At 69.8% G+C, this 19,252-nt stretch carries 13 protein-coding genes; all 13 read left to right on the top strand.

Annotated features, from left to right (window positions below):
• Positions 1-78: 78 nt before the first annotated feature.
• On the top strand, positions 79-3,597 hold the full coding sequence (locus GOALK_RS01280; protein WP_006356967.1) for a transglutaminase family protein: 3,519 nt from the start codon (positions 79-81) through the stop codon (positions 3,595-3,597).
• Positions 3,594-6,350: a circularly permuted type 2 ATP-grasp protein gene (locus tag GOALK_RS01275; protein ID WP_006356966.1), complete on the top strand. Its 2,757-nt coding sequence runs from the start codon at positions 3,594-3,596 to the stop codon at positions 6,348-6,350. Before GOALK_RS01280 ends, GOALK_RS01275 begins: the two co-directional genes overlap by 4 nt.
• Positions 6,347-7,309 carry a transglutaminase family protein gene (locus GOALK_RS01270; protein WP_006356965.1) on the top strand — a complete coding sequence of 321 codons (963 nt, stop codon included), beginning with the start codon at positions 6,347-6,349 and terminating at the stop codon, positions 7,307-7,309. Before GOALK_RS01275 ends, GOALK_RS01270 begins: the two co-directional genes overlap by 4 nt.
• Before the next feature lie 131 nt (positions 7,310-7,440).
• Positions 7,441-8,682: a hypothetical protein gene (locus tag GOALK_RS01265; RefSeq protein ID WP_035751689.1), complete on the top strand. Its 1,242-nt coding sequence runs from the start codon at positions 7,441-7,443 to the stop codon at positions 8,680-8,682.
• 7 nt (positions 8,683-8,689) lie between these two features.
• The gene (locus tag GOALK_RS01260; RefSeq protein WP_006356963.1) at positions 8,690-10,063 is read left to right on the top strand and encodes a replication-associated recombination protein A; all 1,374 of its coding nucleotides are present in this window, start codon (positions 8,690-8,692) and stop codon (positions 10,061-10,063) included.
• A 102-nt stretch (positions 10,064-10,165) separates the two neighbouring features.
• Positions 10,166-12,841: an alanine--tRNA ligase gene (gene alaS / locus GOALK_RS01255; RefSeq protein WP_040003916.1), complete on the top strand. Its 2,676-nt coding sequence runs from the start codon at positions 10,166-10,168 to the stop codon at positions 12,839-12,841.
• A complete protein-coding gene (ruvX, locus tag GOALK_RS01250; protein ID WP_006356961.1) occupies positions 12,841-13,290 on the top strand; it encodes a Holliday junction resolvase RuvX in 450 nt (149 codons plus the stop codon). The genes alaS and ruvX overlap by 1 nt, the downstream gene beginning before the upstream one ends.
• Positions 13,277-15,037 carry an endolytic transglycosylase MltG gene (mltG, locus tag GOALK_RS01245; RefSeq protein ID WP_006356960.1) on the top strand — a complete coding sequence of 587 codons (1,761 nt, stop codon included), beginning with the start codon at positions 13,277-13,279 and terminating at the stop codon, positions 15,035-15,037. The genes ruvX and mltG overlap by 14 nt, the downstream gene beginning before the upstream one ends.
• Positions 15,034-15,888 carry a shikimate dehydrogenase gene (locus GOALK_RS01240; protein WP_006356959.1) on the top strand — a complete coding sequence of 285 codons (855 nt, stop codon included), beginning with the start codon at positions 15,034-15,036 and terminating at the stop codon, positions 15,886-15,888. The genes mltG and GOALK_RS01240 overlap by 4 nt, the downstream gene beginning before the upstream one ends.
• 52 nt (positions 15,889-15,940) lie before the next feature.
• Positions 15,941-16,336 (top strand): A24 family peptidase, encoded by a 396-nt coding sequence (locus tag GOALK_RS01235; RefSeq protein WP_040003918.1) that lies wholly within the window; start codon positions 15,941-15,943, stop codon positions 16,334-16,336.
• Between the two features lie 42 nt (positions 16,337-16,378).
• On the top strand, positions 16,379-17,587 hold the full coding sequence (gene aroC / locus GOALK_RS01230; protein WP_006356957.1) for a chorismate synthase: 1,209 nt from the start codon (positions 16,379-16,381) through the stop codon (positions 17,585-17,587).
• A complete protein-coding gene (locus tag GOALK_RS01225) occupies positions 17,584-18,147 on the top strand; it encodes a shikimate kinase (RefSeq protein ID WP_006356956.1) in 564 nt (187 codons plus the stop codon). Before aroC ends, GOALK_RS01225 begins: the two co-directional genes overlap by 4 nt.
• Positions 18,144-19,252: 3-dehydroquinate synthase (gene aroB, locus GOALK_RS01220; RefSeq protein ID WP_006356955.1), on the top strand; the 1,109-nt coding region annotated here is incomplete at its 3' end. The genes GOALK_RS01225 and aroB, both read left to right, overlap by 4 nt.

Here is a 19,252-nt window from a genome sequence, read left to right as displayed (position 1 = left end):
CGCCGACGGGCGGCCGCTGGGCATCTGTGGTGTGATCACTCCCATGTCTGCGAGCGCGTGCACTCCGGAGGTACGCCGGTGACGATCAAGGTGGCCCTCGAGCACCGGACGAGCTACTCCTTCGATCGCCCGACGAAGATCTACCCGCACGTGGTCCGGCTGCGCCCGGCACCACATTCGCGGACGCCGATCGAGGCGTACTCGCTGAAGGTCGAGCCGGGGGAGCACTTCCTCAACTGGCAGCAGGACGCGTTCAGCAACTACCTCGCGCGGCTGGTGTTCCCGGAACCCTCGACCACGCTGAGCATCACCGTCAGCCTCGTGGCCGACCTGACCGCGATCAACCCCTTCGACTTCTTCATCGAGGACCGGGCCGAGCACTACGGGTTCGAGTACCCGGAGGAGCTGCGCCGCGACCTGGAGATCTTCCTGCGCCCGGTCGGTGTCGGCGAGGGCGAATTCGCCGGTGCGCCGGTGCATCCGGAGGTCGCCGCGTTCGCCGCGAAGCACAAGCCGGTCGGCAGGACACGCGTCATCGACTTCCTGGTGGCGCTGAACAGCGCGGTACGCGAGGCGGTCGGCTACACCGTGCGTCTCGAGGCGGGTGTGCAGACACCCGAGTTCACGCTGTCGAGTGCGATCGGTTCCTGTCGTGACTCCGCCTGGCTGCTCGTGGCCCTGCTGCGCGAACTCGGTCTCGCGGCGCGGTTCGTGTCCGGCTATCTCGTGCAGCTGACCTCCGACATCAAGTCGCTCGACGGCCCGTCGGGTCCCGACGCCGACTTCACCGACCTCCACGCGTGGACCGAGGTGTACCTGCCCGGTGCCGGCTGGGTCGGATTGGACCCGACCTCCGGCCTGTTCGCGGGGGAGGGACACATCCCGCTCGCGGCGACACCGCATCCGGTGGGCGCCGCACCGATCACCGGCGCGACCGGCCCCTGCCACGCCACGCTCGATTTCTCCAACACCGTCACGCGCTTCCACGAGGATCCGCGCGTCACCCTGCCGTACACGCCCGAGCAGTGGGATCGCGTCGTCGACCTGGGTGCGCTCGTCGACGAACGCATGGAGCGCAACGACGTGCGTCTCACGATGGGTGGCGAGCCGACCTTCGTCTCCATCGACAACCAGACCGCGCCCGAGTGGAACACCGCCGCCGACGGCCCGCACAAACGGCTTCTGGCGTCCCGGCTCGCCGAGCGTCTCAAGGCGGCCTACGCGCCGCAGGGCCTCATCCAGCGGAGCCAGGGCAAGTGGTATCCCGGAGAACCGTTGCCGCGCTGGCAGATCGAGATCATGTGGCGTGCCGACGGCGAGCCGGTCTGGCGTGATCCGGACCTGCTCGCCGACCCGTGGTCGACGCCGGAACAATGCGCGTCGGCGATCGAGACCGAGACCTACGGTGCCCACCCGGACAAGACCGTCGACGCCGAGCCCGCACAGAAGCTGCTGACCGCCTTCGCGACCGACCTCGGCCTGCCCACCGACCAGGTGATGCCGGCCTACGAGGACCCGCTGGTGCGCATGCGCGAGCTGGCCGCCATGCCGCCCGGAGACCCGGGCGACGACCCGACCCTGCCCACGGCCCGGAAGTTCGCCCAGTCGGAGTTCGACGTCGACCTGGAGACCCTGCAGGACGGCGACGAGGAGGAGCTGGCGCCCGAGAAGGACTCGGTGGCGCGACGCCGTTCACTGCTGGCCCGGCTCGACGCCGCGGTCGACGACCCCAGCGCCTACGTCCTGCCGCTGAACCGGTCGGAGGACCGGACCGCCTGGCAGAGCGCGGTGTGGTCCCTGCGACGCGGCCGCATCGTCCTCACCCCGGGCACCTCGCCGGCGGGTCTCCGTCTGCCGCTGAACTCGTTGTCGTGGGGGCCGGCGCCGACCATGTTCGAGGCCGACCCGACGGCGCGACGCGAAGCACTTCCGGCCGACCCGGCAGAAGCACTCGGCCACTCCGTACGCGCGGTGGACCCGTCCGAGTTCCTGCCGCGCACGGCGGTGGTCGCCGAGGTCCGCGACGGCGTGACCTATGTGTTCATGCCGCCCACCTCGACCGGCGAGGAGTTCCTCGCCCTCATCGAACTCGTCGAGGGCGCCGCCGCGGCGACGTCGACCCCGGTTGTCATCGAAGGCTATGGGCCGCCGTCGGATCCGCGTCTCACGTCACTGTCGGTGACCCCCGACCCCGGCGTCATCGAGGTCAACATCCAGCCGACGGCGAGCTTCGCCGAACAGTCCGAACTGCTCGAGTCCCTCTACGACCACGCCCGCCAGGTCCGGCTCGGCACCGAGAGCTTCGACCTCGACGGCAGTCACGGCGGCACCGGCGGCGGTAACCACATCACGCTCGGCGGGACGACGCCGGCCGACTCGCCGATGCTGCGCCGCCCCGACCTGCTGGCGTCGATGCTGACCTACTGGCAGCGACACCCGTCGCTGTCGTATCTGTTCTCCGGCCGCTTCATCGGCACCACCTCGCAGGCGCCGCGCGTCGACGAGGGCCGGGAATCGGCGCTCTACGAACTCGAGATCGCCCTCGCCGAGATCGACCGGCTCGCCGCCACGGTCGCGGACCCGCGTGGGACCGGCCCCAAGGGCGCCCACAGCGCCGACGAGCCCGATACGAACGCACCCAATCCGTGGGTCACCGACCGTGCGCTGCGGCATCTGCTCACCGACATCACCGGCAACACCCACCGCGCCGAGTTCTGCATCGACAAGCTGTACAGTCCTGACTCGGTCCGCGGCCGTCTCGGCCTGCTGGAACTGCGCGCCTTCGAGATGCCGCCGCATCACCGGATGGCGATGGTCCAGTCGCTGCTCGTACGCAGTCTGGTGTCGTGGTTCTGGGAGAAGCCCTACCGCGCCCGGCTCATCCGCCACGGCGGCGACCTGCACGGCAAACATCTGTTGCCGCACTACGTCATCGAGGACATCGCGCTCGTCGCCGAGGAGCTCCGTGAGGCGGGCTACCCGTTCGAGACCGCCTGGCTCGACCCGTTCACCGAGTTCCGTTTCCCGCGTCTGGGAACCGTGCAGATCCGTGATCAGGAAGTGGAACTCCGCGGTGCCATCGAACCCTGGAACACGCTGGGGGAGGAGTCGACCGGAACCGGCACCGCCCGGTACGTCGATTCCTCCGTCGAGCGGGTCCAGGTGCGTGTCCTCGGCGGCGAGGACGACCGGTACCTGTTGACCTGCAACGGTTTCCCCATCCCGCTTCGGTCCACCGGCCGCACCGGCGAACGGGTCGCCGGCATCCGGTTCCGGGCCTGGCAGCCCCCGAGCGCTCTGCACCCGTCGATCAGCATCGACACCCCGCTGACCTTCGACCTCGTCGACACCGTCAACGGCCGGTCGGTGGGCGGTGCGACCTACCACGTCGTCCACCCGGGTGGTCGCGCCTACGACCGCCCGCCGGTGAACGCCGTCGAGGCCGAATCGCGTCGCAACGGGCGCTTCGAGGCGTCGGGTCACACCACCGGCACCGTCGACGTCGGATTGCTCCGGGAACGACAGGCCCGGCAGGCCATCGACTTCGGGGTCCCCGGGATCCTCGATCTACGGCGGGCACGTACAGTTCTCCGGTGACCTCTCCACCGGGCAACGCTTCCGCGGTGTTCGATGCATCCACGGTTTTCGACCGTTACCGTGACGAGGGTTACACGCTCTTCGACGTCGCCGGAACCGGCGATCCCGACCTCGTTTCCGGGGCCCACTACGACGAGCTCCTCGACTCCGCCGGCATGGTCCGTCCCGCGTGGGAAGACCTTGTGCGGCTGTATCAGCGGCGCGGTGACAGCCGCCTGCGCGAGTCCGCGGACCGGCTCGCCGCGGCCGTCCGGGACGACGGCGTGGTCTACAACGAGTTCGACGGTCAGACCACCCACACCCGCGACTGGGACATCGATGCGGTGCCGCTCCTCGTCGACGGCGTCGAGTGGGCCGAGCTGGAGAAGGCGATCACGCAGCGCTCGATGCTGCTCGATCTGCTGCTGCGCGATCTCTACCGCGATCAGAAGACCATCACCTCCGGTCTCGTGGCGCCGGAGATGGTCTTCGGGCACCCCGGTTACATCCGCAAGGCGGCGCGCCTCGAGGTCGCCGGACCCCATGCCCTGTTCCTGCACGCGGTCGACATCTCGCGGTCCGCCGACGGTCGGTTCGTGGTCTACCGCGACCGCACCCAGGCCCCGTCGGGCATCGGTTTCTCGATCGTCGGCCGGCGCCTGCTGACCAAGGCCCTCCCGCAGCTCTTCCAGGCGTGCGCGCCGCGCCCGGTGACCGGTTTCGCCGGGACGATGCGCCTCGCGCTCGCCGAGTACGCCCCACCCGGTGTCGACGATCCGACGGTCGCCGTGCTCAGCCCTGGCAGCATGTCCGAGACCGCCTTCGACCAGGCGTATCTCGCGTCGGCGCTCGGCTACCCGCTGGTCGAGGGTGCGGACCTCACCGTGCGCGACGGCGCGGTCTACATGCGCTCTCTCGGCAGGTACAAGCGGGTCGACGTCCTGCTGCGCCGGGTCGACGCCGCCTATGCCGACCCGCTCGATCTGCGGACCGACTCCCGGCTCGGCGTCGCCGGTCTCGTCGAGGCGATCTCGCGCGGCAACGTCACGGTGCTGAACACGCTCGGTTCCGGTGTTCTCGAGAACCCCGCCCTGCACACGGTGCTCGAACGACTCGCACCCGTCCTGCTCGACGAGGAGCTCGCGCTCGGCTCGGTCAGCACCTACTGGGCCGGAGATGACCTGGAGCGCAGCAAGATCCAGAGCCGCGTCGGATCGCTTGTGCTCACCAACACCCGGACCGGCGAGGAGTTCGTCGGCCCGCTGCTCGACGCGCGGACCCGGGCCGAGGTCGTCGCGCGGATCGACGCGCAGACCTGGCAATGGGTCGGACACGAACTCGACGCCTACTCGGTGGCGCCGACCGTCACCACCGGGACACGACCCGGACGCCACACCACCGCGCTGCGCGCCGCACCCGTGTCGATTCGCGCGTTCAGCGTCGCCCAGGGTCCCACCTACGCCGTGATGCCCGGCGGCCTCGGCGCCGTCCTGGCCGACGGCGTCGAAGGGGCCGCCCACCACGTCGTGTCGGCCAAGGACGTCTGGGTCACCAGTACCGAGGTCGGCGGACATGTGTCGCGTCGTTCGGAAACCCGCGTCGAACCGGCCGGTGAGGTCATCCCGGAGGCGGGGCGTCCCGTCTCGCTCGAGTACTCCGAGGTCGCGGCCGCCGCGAGTCCGCGTGTGCTCGCCGACCTGTTCTGGCTCGGCCGCTACGCCGAACGCACCGAGCAGGTCACCCGCCTCGCGAAGGTCTCCCGCCAGCGCTATCAGGACTTCCAGTACCGGCCGTGGATGTCGGGTACCCCGGCGGTGCCCCTGCTGCTCCATGTGGTCACGACGATCACGGGGACCGACGGCTACCTCGACACCGCGGATCTGGTGCTGTCGGGCACCGACCGGCAGCCCTCGCCGGAACAGGTCAACGAGGCCATCGAGAAGATCGCCGACCTGACCGTGGCCCGGTCGATCCCGGGTTCGGTCGCCTACTCGGTCGACCGCCTCGTCGGCGCCGCGCGCGCCGTTCGCGACCAGATGTCGACCAGCACGTGGATGGTCCTGGCGCCCGTCGAGCGGGTCGTCGCGAGTACCGCGCGTCTGGTCTCCCGGTCGCGGGCGGATTCCGCCGACGCGGGCACCGAGGGTCTGGGCGACGCCGCCCTCGACCTCGGTCCGGACCTCGCGCGGGCGCACGAGGAGATCCTGCACGGTGTTCTCGCCCTGACCGGACTCCAGGAGGAGTCGATGGTCCACGACCCGGGCTGGATGTTCATGGACCTCGGTCGACGCATCGAGCGCGCGATCACCCTCGCCGACCTCACCCGGGCGATGTTCACGCAGGCCCACGACACCGACACCGAACAGGCGCTGCTTGAGTCGTACCTCGCCGCCAACGAGTCCTCGGTGATCTACCGGCGCCGCAACCGCGGTCTGTACCGCTTCTCGAGTGTCGCCGAGCTGCTGCTGTTCGACCCGACCAACCCGCGTTCGATGATCTTCCAGCTCGAGAAGATGAACCACGACCTGACCTCGGTCCCCGAACCGCTGCGCTCGGCCGGGGCCGAGCGAGGGGTGCAGGACATGATCGCCGAACTGCGCCGGAGCGGTCCGGCCGACCTCGCCGGCGTCGACTCGCAGGGTCGGCGGACCGACCTCGCCGACCTGATGACCACACTGCGAACCGGTTCCCGTGAACTGTCCGACCTGCTCAGCAGGACCCGCTTCGCCGTGCCGCGCCAGGCGCAGCCGATCTGGGGCGGGGGTGAGATGTGAGCACCCGCGTCTACCGGGTCATGCACCGGACCCGGTACACCTACAACGACGACGTGTCCTCGTCGTACGGCCGTTGCTACCTGACCCCGCGCGACCTGCCGGGACAGCGGGTGCTCTCGGCCACCGTCGACATCGAACCAGAGCCCGACGACCGGTCGACGGGCATCGACGTCTACGGCAACAACGACAGCTACTTCCACGTCCGCACTTCCCATCGGGAACTGACGGTGACCGCGCGCTCGGTCGTCGAGGTCGACGGCGTCGACCAGGGCATGATCATCGGTCCCGCGGCGCGCGCACCCTGGGAGTCGGCGCGCCCGGCGGTGGCCGGTAGTCGCGAGGCCGCGCTCGCCGCCGAGTTCGTCATCGATCTCGATCCGCCGGAGATCACCGCGTCGGTACGCGACTATGCGTCCCGGGTGTTCACCCCGGGACGACCGCTGATCGAGGCCGTCACCGACCTCACCACCCGGATCTTCGACGACTTCACCTACCGCTCGGGATCGACGGCGATCTCGACGAGGGTCGACACGGTGATGCAGCGGCGCGAGGGTGTCTGCCAGGACTTCGCCCGGGTCGCGATCGCGTGTCTGCGCTCGGTCGGACTCGCCGCCCGCTACGAGTCCGGGTATCTGGCGACCGATCCGCCACCGGGCAAGGAGAAGATCTTCGGCGCCGACGCGAGCCATGCGTGGGCGGCGGTGTGGATGCCCGACGGCCGCTGGCTGCCGTTCGACCCGACCAACGACAAACTGGTCGACGAACGCCACGTCACCCTCGCCTGGGGCCGCGACTACGACGACGTCCCGCCGCTGCGCGGGGTCATCTACACCGACTCGACCAAGAGCCACATCGACGTCTCGGTCGACGTCAGTCCGGTCGAGGACGAATCACCCGACCCGGCCGGCGCGACCCCTCCGGTTGTGTCCACCGAGGGCGCAACCCGGCACGAATTGTGAGCCGGTCCGCTAAACCCCTGGGAGGCACCGGAATCGGCGCGTCTGAATCGTCATTCACCAATCCCGAGGTCGTACAGAAGGATGAACACCGGTGTTGCAACACAGTTGCAACGGGTACCTTGGGATACGACATGACGGTCATTACTGAAAGCCGCATCACCAGCGTGGTGCGGGCGGCAGAGGCGCTGCTGTCACACCGCGCCGGTTCCTCCGTAGTCCTCGACGACCCGGAGGACCTCGGTGGTAGCGGCCGTACGACGGTGGTTCGGGTGAGGGTGGCGCAGAACCCCCTCAGCCTGGACCGTTCGCTGGTGATCAAGGCGCTGCCCGAGCACGAGGACCCGCAGGCGTTCCACCGGGAGATCGCCTCGTACAAGTACGCCACCGCGCTCCCGAACGAGTCGCGGCCGGGTCCGCAGCTCATCGCCTCTGACCCCGACCTGCGCCTGATGGTGCTCTCCGACCTCGGGCACGGCCGCTCGATGCTGGAGTACCTCGACGGCGTCGACCCGGTGGAGACCTCCCGCGCGGTGAGTGCCTGGGGCCAGGCCCTGGGCCGCATGCACGCCGCCACCGTCGGCGGCGAGATCGACTTCGACGCCCTGGTCCGCCGCGGCAGGTCGGGCACCGAGGGACGTGACATCCTCCGGGACGAGGCCCGACGCTCCGTCGAGGCACTGGCCGGACACGCCGCCGCGCTCGGCGTGCAGGTGCCGGACCGCGTCATCGAGGCCCTCGAGACCGCGGCCGCCCTGTTCGACGATGGTGAGCACCGCGCATTCAGTCCGTCGGACGTGGGCCCCGAGAACATCATGATCAACGACGACGGCGTGCAGTTCATGGACTACGAGTGGGGCGGTTTCCGCGACGCCACCCTCGACATCGCGTACGCCGTGGTGACCATGACCGCCCAGCTGCCCGCGCGCGCCGCGGCACGTGCCACCGACCTCGAGGTGTCGATGGTCGACGCCTGGCGGTCGGAGGTGAACCCGATCTGGCCGGCCCTCGCGCACGAACGCGAGATGCAGCGCAAGGTGCTCGTCGCCCGGCTGCTGTGGGTGTGGCTGTCGACCGCGTGGATGCTGCCCGCCGACACCGACCTCATCGCCACGGAGAACGCGGTCGGTGCGGATTCCGACGCGAGCCTCGAGATGACCCCGTTCGACCCCGAACTGCAGGGCTCCGCCGCTGGCACCCCGACCGAGAGCACCGGCGGATTCACCCACGACTGGGCACTGCACACGAACGATCCGCGTGTACTCGTGTCCCGCTGGACCGACCTCGCGGCCGCCGCCGGTCGCGCCGGTGAGGACGCGATCGCCGACTTCGCGACTGCAACGGGTCTCGCGTTGCAGCGCATCTGGATGGCCTGATCGGCTCGTGGACGGATTGTTCGACCCGCCCGTGGATCCCCGGGCCGGAGCCGGTGGGCCGACGCCCGGTGCAGACGGCTTGACCGCGGCACCGAAACCGACGGCACCGCTCGCGGTCCGCATGCGTCCGCAGACCCTCGACGAGATCGTCGGCCAACAGCACCTGCTCGGCGACGGCTCGCCGCTGCGTCGCCTGATCAGCGGCGTGGGCGCGGCGTCGGTGCTGCTCTACGGCCCGCCCGGCACCGGCAAGACGACGATGGCGTCGCTGATCGCCCGCGCCACCGGCGGCCGGTTCGAGGCGTTGTCCGCCCTGTCGGCGGGAGTCAAAGAGGTGCGCGCCGTCATCGACGTCGCCCGGCGCCGGCTCATCGACGGTCAGCAGACCGTCCTGTTCATCGACGAGGTCCACCGCTTCTCCAAGACCCAGCAGGACGCTCTGCTCGACGCGGTCGAGAACCGGATCGTGCTGCTCGTGGCGGCGACCACCGAGAACCCGTCGTTCTCCGTCGTCGCACCCCTGCTGTCACGGTCCCTCGTGTTGCAGTTGCGGTCGCTGACCGACGACGACATCCGTGAGGTCCTCACCCGGGCCGTCGCCGACCCGCGGGGCCTCGACGGGCAGGTCGAGGTGACCGAGGCCGCCTACGACCACCTGGTCGCGGTCGCCGGCGGCGATGCCCGGCGGGCCCTCACCGCGCTCGAGGCCAGCGCCGACTCGGCCACCCACGTCGACCTCGCCGACGTCGAGACCGCGATCGACCGCGCGGCGGTGCGCTACGACCGCGACGGCGACCAGCACTACGATGTGACCAGCGCGTTCATCAAATCGATCCGCGGCTCCGACGTCGACGCCGCCGTGCACTACCTGGCGCGCATGATCGCGGCGGGGGAGGACCCGCGCTTCATCGCCCGGCGCCTGATGATCCACGCGAGCGAGGACATCGGCATGGCCGATCCCACCGCGCTGCAGACCGCGGTCGCCGCCGCCCAGGTGGTCAACCTCGTCGGCATGCCGGAGGCCAAACTGGCCCTGACCCAGGCGACCATCCACCTGGCGACCGCACCGAAGTCGGCCGGCGTGGTCTCGGCGATCGGCGCCGCACTCGCCGACGTCGAGGCGGGCAAGGCCCGGGCGGTGCCCGCCCACCTGCGCGACAGCCATTACGCCGGTGCCAAGAAACTAGGCAACGCTGTCGCCTACCGGTACCCGCACGACCATCCCGACGGCGTGGTGCCCCAGCAGTACCCGCCCGACGAACTCGTCGGCGTCGACTACTACGAGCCCACCGATCACGGGCTCGAACGTGAGATCGGGCCGCGCGTGGCACGCCTGAGATCCATCGTCCGGGGTGCCGTCACACGTCGCCGATCCCGCTGATCACGTCGGATGTGCCGGGGTATGACGCCCGGGACCGGTTCCGCGACGCGCCGACGGTACTCTGGGATGTCGCGACAACCAACGGCGAGGACGAGACCAACAGTGCAGACGCATGACATCCGGAAGCGTTTTCTGGACCACTTCATCAAGGCCGGCCACACCGAGGTGCCCAGTGCCTCGCTGCTGCTCGACGACCCCAACCTGCTGTTCGTCAACGCCGGCATGGTTCCGTTCAAGCCGTACTTCCTGGGCGAGCAGACCCCGCCGTACGACCGCGCGACCAGCGTCCAGAAGTGTGTCCGCACCCTCGACATCGACGAGGTCGGCATCACCACCCGCCACAACACCTTCTTCCAGATGGCGGGCAACTTCTCCTTCGGCGACTACTTCAAGCGCGAGGCCATCAACTTCGCCTGGACCCTGCTGACCAACAGCGTCTCCGACGGCGGCTACGGCATCGACCCGCAGAAGCTGTGGCCCACCGTCTATCTCGACGACGACGAGGCCGAGGCCATCTGGCGCGACGAGATCGGCGTGCCCGCCGAGCGCATCCAGCGTCGCGGCCTGAAGGACAACTACTGGTCGATGGGCGTCCCCGGCCCCTGCGGTCCGTGCTCGGAGATCTTCTACGACCGCGGCCCCGACTACGGCGTCGAGGGCGGCCCGGAGGCCGACGAGGACCGCTACATCGAGATCTGGAATCTCGTGTTCATGCAGAACGTCCGCGGTCCGGGCGGCGGCAAGGACAACTACGAGATCCTCGGGCCCCTGCCGAAGAAGAACATCGACACCGGCATGGGTGTCGAGCGCGTCGCCTGCATCCTGCAGGGCGTCGACAACGTCTACGAGACCGACCTGCTCAAGCCGATCATCGACCTGGCCGCCGAGCTCACCGGCCGCGCCTACGGCGCCGGTTCGCATGCCGACGACGTGCGCTTCCGCGTGATCGCCGACCACGCCCGCACCTCGGCGATGCTGATCGGCGACGGCGTGCTGCCCGGCAACGACGGTCGCGGTTACGTGCTGCGTCGCCTCCTGCGCCGCGTCGTGCGGTCGATGCGGCTGTTGGGAGCGGGGGACAACCAGGCGACCATGGGCACGATCATCGGCAAGGTCATCGACCTGATGGCCCCGTCGTACCCGGAGCTCGAGACCAGGCGTGCCGACATCGTGAAGGTCGCGGTGGGCGAGGAGACCTCCTTCGCCAAGACCCTCGCCGCGGGCTCCAAGCTCTTCGCCGACGCCGCGACCGCCACCAAGAAGTCCGCGAGCACCACCATCACCGGGGCCGACGCGTTCACCCTGCACGACACCTACGGCTTCCCGATCGACCTCACGCTCGAGATGGCGGCCGAGGCCGGGCTGGAGGTCGACCAGGAGGGCTTCACCGCCCTGATGGCCGAGCAGAAGCAGCGCGCCAAGGCCGACGCGACCGCCCGCAAGACCGGGCACGCCGACCTGAGCGTGTACCGCGACTTCCTCGACCGCGGACCCACCGAGTTCACCGGCTTCGACGAACTCGTCTCCGAGGCACGCGTTCTCGGTCTCGTCGCCGACGGCGCCCGGGTGCCCGTGGCGACGGCCGGGCAGGAACTCACCGTGGTGCTCAACCGCACGCCGCTCTACGCCGAGTCGGGCGGCCAGATGGCCGACGTCGGCACCATCACCACCGGTTCCGGTGTGCGCCTGTCCGTCACCGATGTGCAGAAGGTCGGGAAGTCGGTGTGGCTGCACAAGGTCCGCGTGGACGAGGGCGAGATCGAGGAGGGCGACGAGGTGCTCGCCGCCGTCGACACCGCCTGGCGTCACGGCGCCACGCAGGGCCATTCGGGCACCCACATGGTGCACGCCGCGCTGCGCGAGGTCCTCGGACCCGGTGCGACACAGGCGGGTTCGCTCAACCGCCCGGGTTACCTGCGCTTCGACTTCAACGCCAGCGGCCCGGTGACCGAGTCGCAGCGTCGGGAGATCGAGGAGATCTCCAACGCCGCGGTCGAAGCCAACTATCAGGTCAACACCTTCGAGACCGGACTCGACGAGGCCAAGGCGATGGGTGCGATGGCACTCTTCGGTGAGAACTACGGCGACGTCGTACGTGTCGTCGAGATCGGTGGCCCGTTCTCGATGGAACTGTGCGGTGGCACGCATGTCGTGTCGTCGTCGCAGATCGGTCCGATCACCCTCATCGGCGAGTCCTCCGTCGGTTCCGGTGTGCGTCGCGTCGAGGCCTACGTCGGTATGGATTCGTTCCGCTTCCTGTCCAAGGAGCGTGCTCTGCTCGCCGGTCTGGCGTCTTCGCTGAAGGTGCCGTCCGAGGAAGTGCCCGGCCGCGTCGAGCAGCTCGTCACCAAGCTGCGCGATGCCGAGAAGGAACTCGCCCGGGTGCGTGCCGAGCAGGCGCAGGCGGCCGTGTCGGGTCTCCTCGACACCGCGACCACCGTGGGTTCCACGCTCGTGGTCGAGGGGCGTGTCCCAGGACTCGACGCCAACGGACTGCGTTCGGTCGTCACCGATCTGCGGGGCCGGGTCGCCGACCGCCAGGCCGTGATAGCCCTGTTCTCGCCGAGCGGCGACGGACCGGATGCCAAGGTGCCGTTCGTGATCGCCACGACCGCCGCGGCCCGCGACGCCGGGATCAAGGCCGGTGATCTGGTCAAGGAGGTGGCGCCGCTCGTCGGTGGCCGCGGTGGTGGCAAGCCCGACCTCGCCCAGGGCTCGGGAACCGAACCCGGCGGGATCGACGCCGCCCTGTCGCGTATCCGCGAGTTCGTCGGCTGATGCCCATCGACCAGGATCCGCGCCTGCAACGAGGCCGCCGCCTCGGTATCGACGTCGGGAGCGTCCGGATCGGTGTCGCGGTCTGCGACCCCGACGGGATTCTCGCCACACCGGTGGAGACTGTCCGTCGAACACCCTCTGCCACAACCGATCTCGATCGGATCGTGGAACTGGTCGCCGAATACGGGGCGATCGGCGTCGTCATCGGGCTGCCGAAGACGCTGAAGAACACCACCGGGGTCGCGGCGGAGACCGCACGCGCCTTCGGTGATCGACTCGCCGAGCGGATCGCGCCGGCCGAGGTGCATTGGCAGGACGAACGATTCACCACCGTGACCGCGCAGCAGGCGCTGCACGCGAGCGGCCGGACGGTGAAGTCATCACGAGGAGTCATCGACCAAGCCGCGGCGGTCGCTATCCTTCAGGGATGGCTGGATGCGCGACGGTGAGTCCGATGATCCCTCGACAGAGTCGGGAGGGGAGCCGGCGGTGACCGAAGAACGGCGTCGCACGCGACACCGGGACAGCCAGGGACGCCGTGCCGACGCGCACCAAAGCGGTGCCGAGGGTATGGATCCGGAGCGTCTGCGGTACTTCACGCAGCCCGGCGAGGGTGCGTCACACACCCGGCATCGTCGCCGGCGTGCAGCCCCGCCCGCGCAGCCCGGCGAGCCCACGCCCCCGGCCCAGAGTGGCCGGCCGGGTGGGATTCCGGGACGTGCGCAGCCCGTCCGGATTCCGCCGGGTGGTCAACCCCCGCAGCCGCCGCGTGCACAGCAGGCACCTCCGCCGCCGGCCCCCCCGCGCCGGCCCGAACCGGAATACGTCGAACCCCGGTACGACGACCACGAGTTCAGCGACGTCGACGCCCAGCCCGCGTACGACGAGCCCACCTACGACGAGCCTGCGTACGGCGAGCCCGCACACCCCGAGCCCGTGGCGACGACGCCGCGTGGACCGCGTGCGCGCGACGAGGACGACTGGTGGCCGGGTGCCGACGACGCGGAGCCGGCCGCGGCGCCACGACGCCCGCGCCGACGCAACCGGGAGAACCAGAAGAAGCGTCGCGTGGTGCTGGCACTCGCCATCGTGTTCATGCTCGCCCTCGTCGGCGGCGTCGGCTACTACGGTCTGCGTTCCATGGGAGTCCTGGAGTCGCGCAAGGACTACACCAACACCGCCGGTGCCAGCGACGTGATCGTCGACATCCCGGAGAACTCGACCCTGTCCGACTTCGGCCGGATCCTTCTCGACGCCGATGTCGTCGGCAGCATGCGTGCTTTCCTCGACGCCGCGGACGGCCAGCCCATGTCCGGCGGCCTCTACAAGATGCGGACCCAGATCCCGGCGTCGACCGCCGTGGAGATGCTCACCGACGACAGTGCCCAGCACCGCGTCGGACGCGTGGTGATCCCGCCGGGTCTGCAACTCGATTCCAAGACCGGTATCGACGACAAGGTCACGCCGGGCATCTTCCAGTTGATCGAGGACGCCACGACGACCGAGATCAACGGTCAGCCCGAGGGTGTCACGGTGGCGCAGCTCGAAGAGGCGGCCGCCACCTCGACCCCCGAGGCGCTCGGGGTGCCGGATTGGGCGAAGGAGAACGTCGCGTCGATGACCGGCGACCATCGCCGCATCGAGGGCCTGATCGCGCCCACCACCTGGGAACGCGTCGAACCCGATCACAGTGCGGTGCAGATTCTCAACGAGATGATCACCAAGAGCGCGGCGATGTTCGACCAGTGGGGTCTGGTGGACGAGAACAAATCCGGACTCTCGCCCTACGAGACGCTGATCGCGGCGTCGATCGTCGAACGCGAGGTGCGCCACGTCGAGGATGCCCCAAAGGTCGCCCGAGTCATCCGCAACCGGCTCGACGAGGATCAGCGGCTCGAGATGGACTCGACGCAGAACTACACCGCCGCCGTCACCAACATCGACGTGCACGGTGAGGCATACAAGGCCGACAACGAGTGGAACACGTACCGCTACAAGGGTCTTCCGCCGACCCCGATCGCGGCAGTGGGTGTCCCCGCACTCGAGGCGATGCTCGACCCGGCACCGGGTTCGTGGCTGTACTTCGTCACCGTCGACACCGCGGGTACCACGCTGTTCGCCGACACCTTCGAGGAGCACAAGCGCAACCGCAACGTCGCCTGCAAGAACAAGCTCGTGTCGACGGGATGCCAGTGACCCGTTCGCCCTACGGTGACCGTCGCCGGGCGGCGGTGCTCGGTTCGCCGATCGCACACTCCAAGTCGCCCGCCGTCCACCTGGCCGCCTACCGGGCGCTGGGTCTCGACGACTGGACCTACGACCGGATCGAGTGCACGGCCGACCGGTTGCCCGAGATCGTCTCCGACGCGGCACCGGAGTTCGTCGGGTTCTCGGTGACCATGCCGAACAAGCTGGCCGCCCTGGACTTCGCGACCGAGCGGACCGAACGGGCGGAACTGGTCGGATCGGCGAACACCCTCGTCCGCATCGACGGCGGGTGGCGGGCCGACTGCACCGACATCGACGGCATGACCGGCGCGCTGGCCGAACTGGGCGTCGACGCAGACCTGGCCGCGGGGGCCGCGCCCGACGCGGTCGTGGTCGGTGCCGGCGGCACGGCGCTGCCGACCGTCATGGCGCTCGCCGAGGTGGGCGTCTCGACGATCTCGGTTGTCGCGCGCGACGCCGGCCGGGCCGCGTCGGTCCTGGAGCTGTGCGAGCGCCTCGGCATCGCCGGTGAGGTCGTCCCCTTCGACGCCGGGACATCGCTCGAAAATCGTTGCCGGGCAGCGTCTGTCGTGGTGTCGACGGTGCCCGCACCGGCGGCCGAGACGCTTGCGCCCGCAATCGCCCACGCACGCAAGGTCGTCGACGTGATCTACGACCCCTGGCCGACGCCGCTCGCCGCCACCGTCGAGGCGGCCGGTGGCGTGGTCGTCGGGGGACTGGTCATGTTGCTGAACCAGGCCTTCCGTCAGGTCGAGCTGTTCACCGGACTGCCGGCACCCCGCGAAGCGATGACGAAGGTGCTCATCCCCAACGCCTGAGGCTGTGGAGACCGTCGACGACGCTGTCGGCGATACGCGCGAGGCTCGGCACATGGTCGAACCCGCGATCCTGTTCTGGTTGCTCGCGATCGCGGTCACCGACGCACGCACCCGGCGCATCCCCAATGCGATGGTCTGGCCAGGATTCTGCGCGGTGGCTGTCGTCGCCGTCGCCCAGCCCGCCGTGGGGCTCGCCGCAGCGGCTGCCGCGACGCCGTACCTGCTGACGTTCACGGCCGGGTGGTGCGGCGGCGGTGACGTGAAGCTCGCCTTCGCCTGCGGCGGTCTCGCGCTGCGTTGGGACACCGCGATGATCATGGTGGCGTGCGCCTCCCTCGTGTCGCTGGTGATCGCCCTGATGGACGTCGGGCGACGGGCACCGCGACGGGGACATGCGCACGCCCCGGCGCTCGTCGGTGCGCTGATCGCCGTGTCCGATCTGGCCTGACGACGCCCGCCCCACGACCGCTGTCGGGGAGTTGTGGGGCACATGGAACAATTGATCACTGTGCTGCGCTGGATAACTGCCGGAGAATCCCACGGACCCGCCTTGGTCGCCCTCGTCGAGGGCATGGTCGCCGGGGTCGAGGTCACCTCGTCGGACATCGCCGAACAGCTCGCCCGCCGTCGCCTCGGCTACGGTCGCGGCGCGCGGATGAAGTTCGAGGCCGACAAGGTCACCGTGATCGGTGGCGTGCGCCACGGACGCACGATGGGCGGCCCGGTCGCCATCGAGATCGGCAACACCGAATGGCCCAAATGGGAGACCGTCATGGCTGCCGACCCGGTCGATCCCGCCGAACTCGAGGGCAGCGCCCGCAACGCGCCGCTGACCCGTCCGCGTCCCGGCCACGCCGACTACTCGGGCATGCTCAAGTACGGCTTCGACGACGCCCGTCCGGTCCTCGAACGCGCCAGCGCCCGCGAGACCGCGGCACGCGTCGCCGCCGGCACCGTCGCCCGCAACTTCCTGCGTCAGGTCTTCGGCATCGAGGTCGTCTCGCACGTCATCTCGATCGGCGCCAGTGATCCCTACGTCGGCCCGCCGCCCCGCTACAGCGACCTCGAGGCCATCGACGCCAGCCCGGTCCGCGCTTTCGACGCCGCCGCCGAGAGGTCGATGATCGACGAGATCGAAGCCGCCAAGAAGGACGGCGACACCCTCGGCGGCGTCGTGGAGATCGTCGCCACCGGTGTGCCCGTCGGCCTCGGCTCGCATGTCAGCGGTGAGACCCGCCTCGACGCACGTCTGGCCGCTGCACTCATGGGCATCCAGGCCATCAAGGGCGTCGAGGTCGGCGACGGCTTCACCACCGCCCGCCGCCGCGGCAGCGAGGCCCACGACGAGATGGTCCCCGGACCCGACGGCGTGCTGCGCTCCACCAACCGTGCAGGCGGCCTCGAAGGCGGCATGACCAACGGCGAGGATCTGCGCGTCCGCATCGCGATGAAGCCGATCTCGACGGTGCCGCGCGCCCTGTCGACGGTCGACATGGAGACGGGGGAGACCGCCAGCGCGATCCACCAGCGCTCCGACGTGTGCGCCGTGCCCGCGGCCGGTGTGGTCGCCGAGGCCATGGTGGCGCTCGTCGTCGCCCAGGCGGCACTGGACAAGTTCGGCGGCGATTCGGTCGCCGAGACCGCCACCAACCTCGGCGCCTACCTGACTGCCGTCCACGCGCGCCCGCCGCGCCCATGACCCAGGTGCCGACCCCCACACGGGCGACCACAGGGCGCCGACCCAGCGCCGTGCTGATCGGCTTCATGGGCGCCGGCAAGTCGACCGTCGGGCGACTGCTCGCCGACCGGCTCGGGGTCGACTTCGTCGACACCGACATCGAACTGGTCCGGCGTACGGGGCGCTCCATCCCGGAGATCTTCGAATCCGACGGGGTCGACGGCTTCCGCACGATCGAGGAGAACGTCGTCTGCGACGTCCTCGACAATCACGGCGGGGTGGTCTCGCTCGGCGGGGGCGCGGTCACCACGGCGGGTGTCCGCGACGCATTGGCCGACCAGCGGGTGGTCTACCTGCGCGTCAGCCCCGAACGCGGCTATGAGCGGGTGTCCGGCACCGACCGCCCGCTGCTCGCCACCGAGGACCCGGCCGCCCGCTACGCGGAACTGCTCGCCGAGCGCACCGACATCTACTCGTCGGTGTGCACCTTCGAGGTCGACGCCGACGCCGCCCCGGACGCCGTCGCCGACGCCATCGTCGCCGAACTCGCCCGCGAACTCGACGTGAGGACACCAGAATGACCGACATCGAACCCGTTGCGATCCGCGTCAACGCGGGTGCGCCCTATGACGTCACGATCGGCCGCGGGCTGCTCGGCGAGGTCGCCGAGGCCGCCGCCGGCGCCGACCGCATCGCGATCCTGTATCAGCCGCCGCTGAACAAGACCGCCGAGCAGATCCGGGAGTTCCTGGCGGACAAGGGCTTCGACGCCCACCGCATCGAGATCCCGGACGCCGAGGCGGGCAAGGACCTCTCGGTCGCCGCCTTCTGCTGGGAGGTCTTCGGCCGGATCGGTCTCAAGCGCAACGACAAGGTCATCAGCCTCGGCGGCGGTGCCGCGACCGACGTCTCCGGATTCGTCGCGGCCACCTGGATGCGCGGCATCGGCGTCATCCACGTCCCGACCACGCTGCTGGCGATGGTCGACGCCGCGGTGGGCGGCAAGACCGGCATCAACACCGAGGCGGGCAAGAACCTCGTCGGCTCGTTCCACGAACCCGACGCGGTCCTGATCGACATCGGCACCCTCGAGACCGTGCCGCGCAACGAGATCGTCGCCGGGCTCGCCGAGGTCATCAAGACCGGTTTCATCGCGGATCCGACCATCCTCGACATCATCGAGGCCGACCCGGAGGCCGCGCTCGACCCCACCAGCCCGGTCCTCCCGGATCTGATCCGCCGGTCGGTGCAGGTGAAGGCAGACGTCGTGTCAGCGGATCTCAAGGAGTCCTCACTGCGCGAGATCCTCAACTACGGCCACACCCTGGGCCACGCGATCGAACGCCGGGAGCGCTACCGCTGGCGTCACGGCGCCGCGGTGTCGGTGGGCCTGGTGTTCGCAGCCGAGCTTGCGCGCCTGGCCGGGCGTCTCGACGACGCGACCGCCGACCGTCACAAGTCGGTGCTCGAACTCGTCGGCCTGCCGACGACCTACGATCCCGATGCCTTCGCCGACCTGCTCGAGGGGATGGCGGGGGACAAGAAGAACCGTTCCGGTGTGCTGCGGTTCGTCGTGCTCGACGGGCTGGCCAAGCCGGGCCGTCTCGAGGGACCTGATCCGGGCCTCCTCGCCGCCGCCTACTCGGCCGTCGCCGGCGGGGCGGGCAAGAGCACGTCGGTCCTGCT

The organism is Gordonia alkanivorans NBRC 16433 (genome assembly GCF_000225505.1).
GTDB classification, from domain to species: Bacteria; Actinomycetota; Actinomycetes; order Mycobacteriales; family Mycobacteriaceae; genus Gordonia; species Gordonia alkanivorans.
The sequence above is the reverse complement of the archived record's forward strand: the minus strand, read 5'-3'. Positions and strand labels throughout refer to the sequence as shown.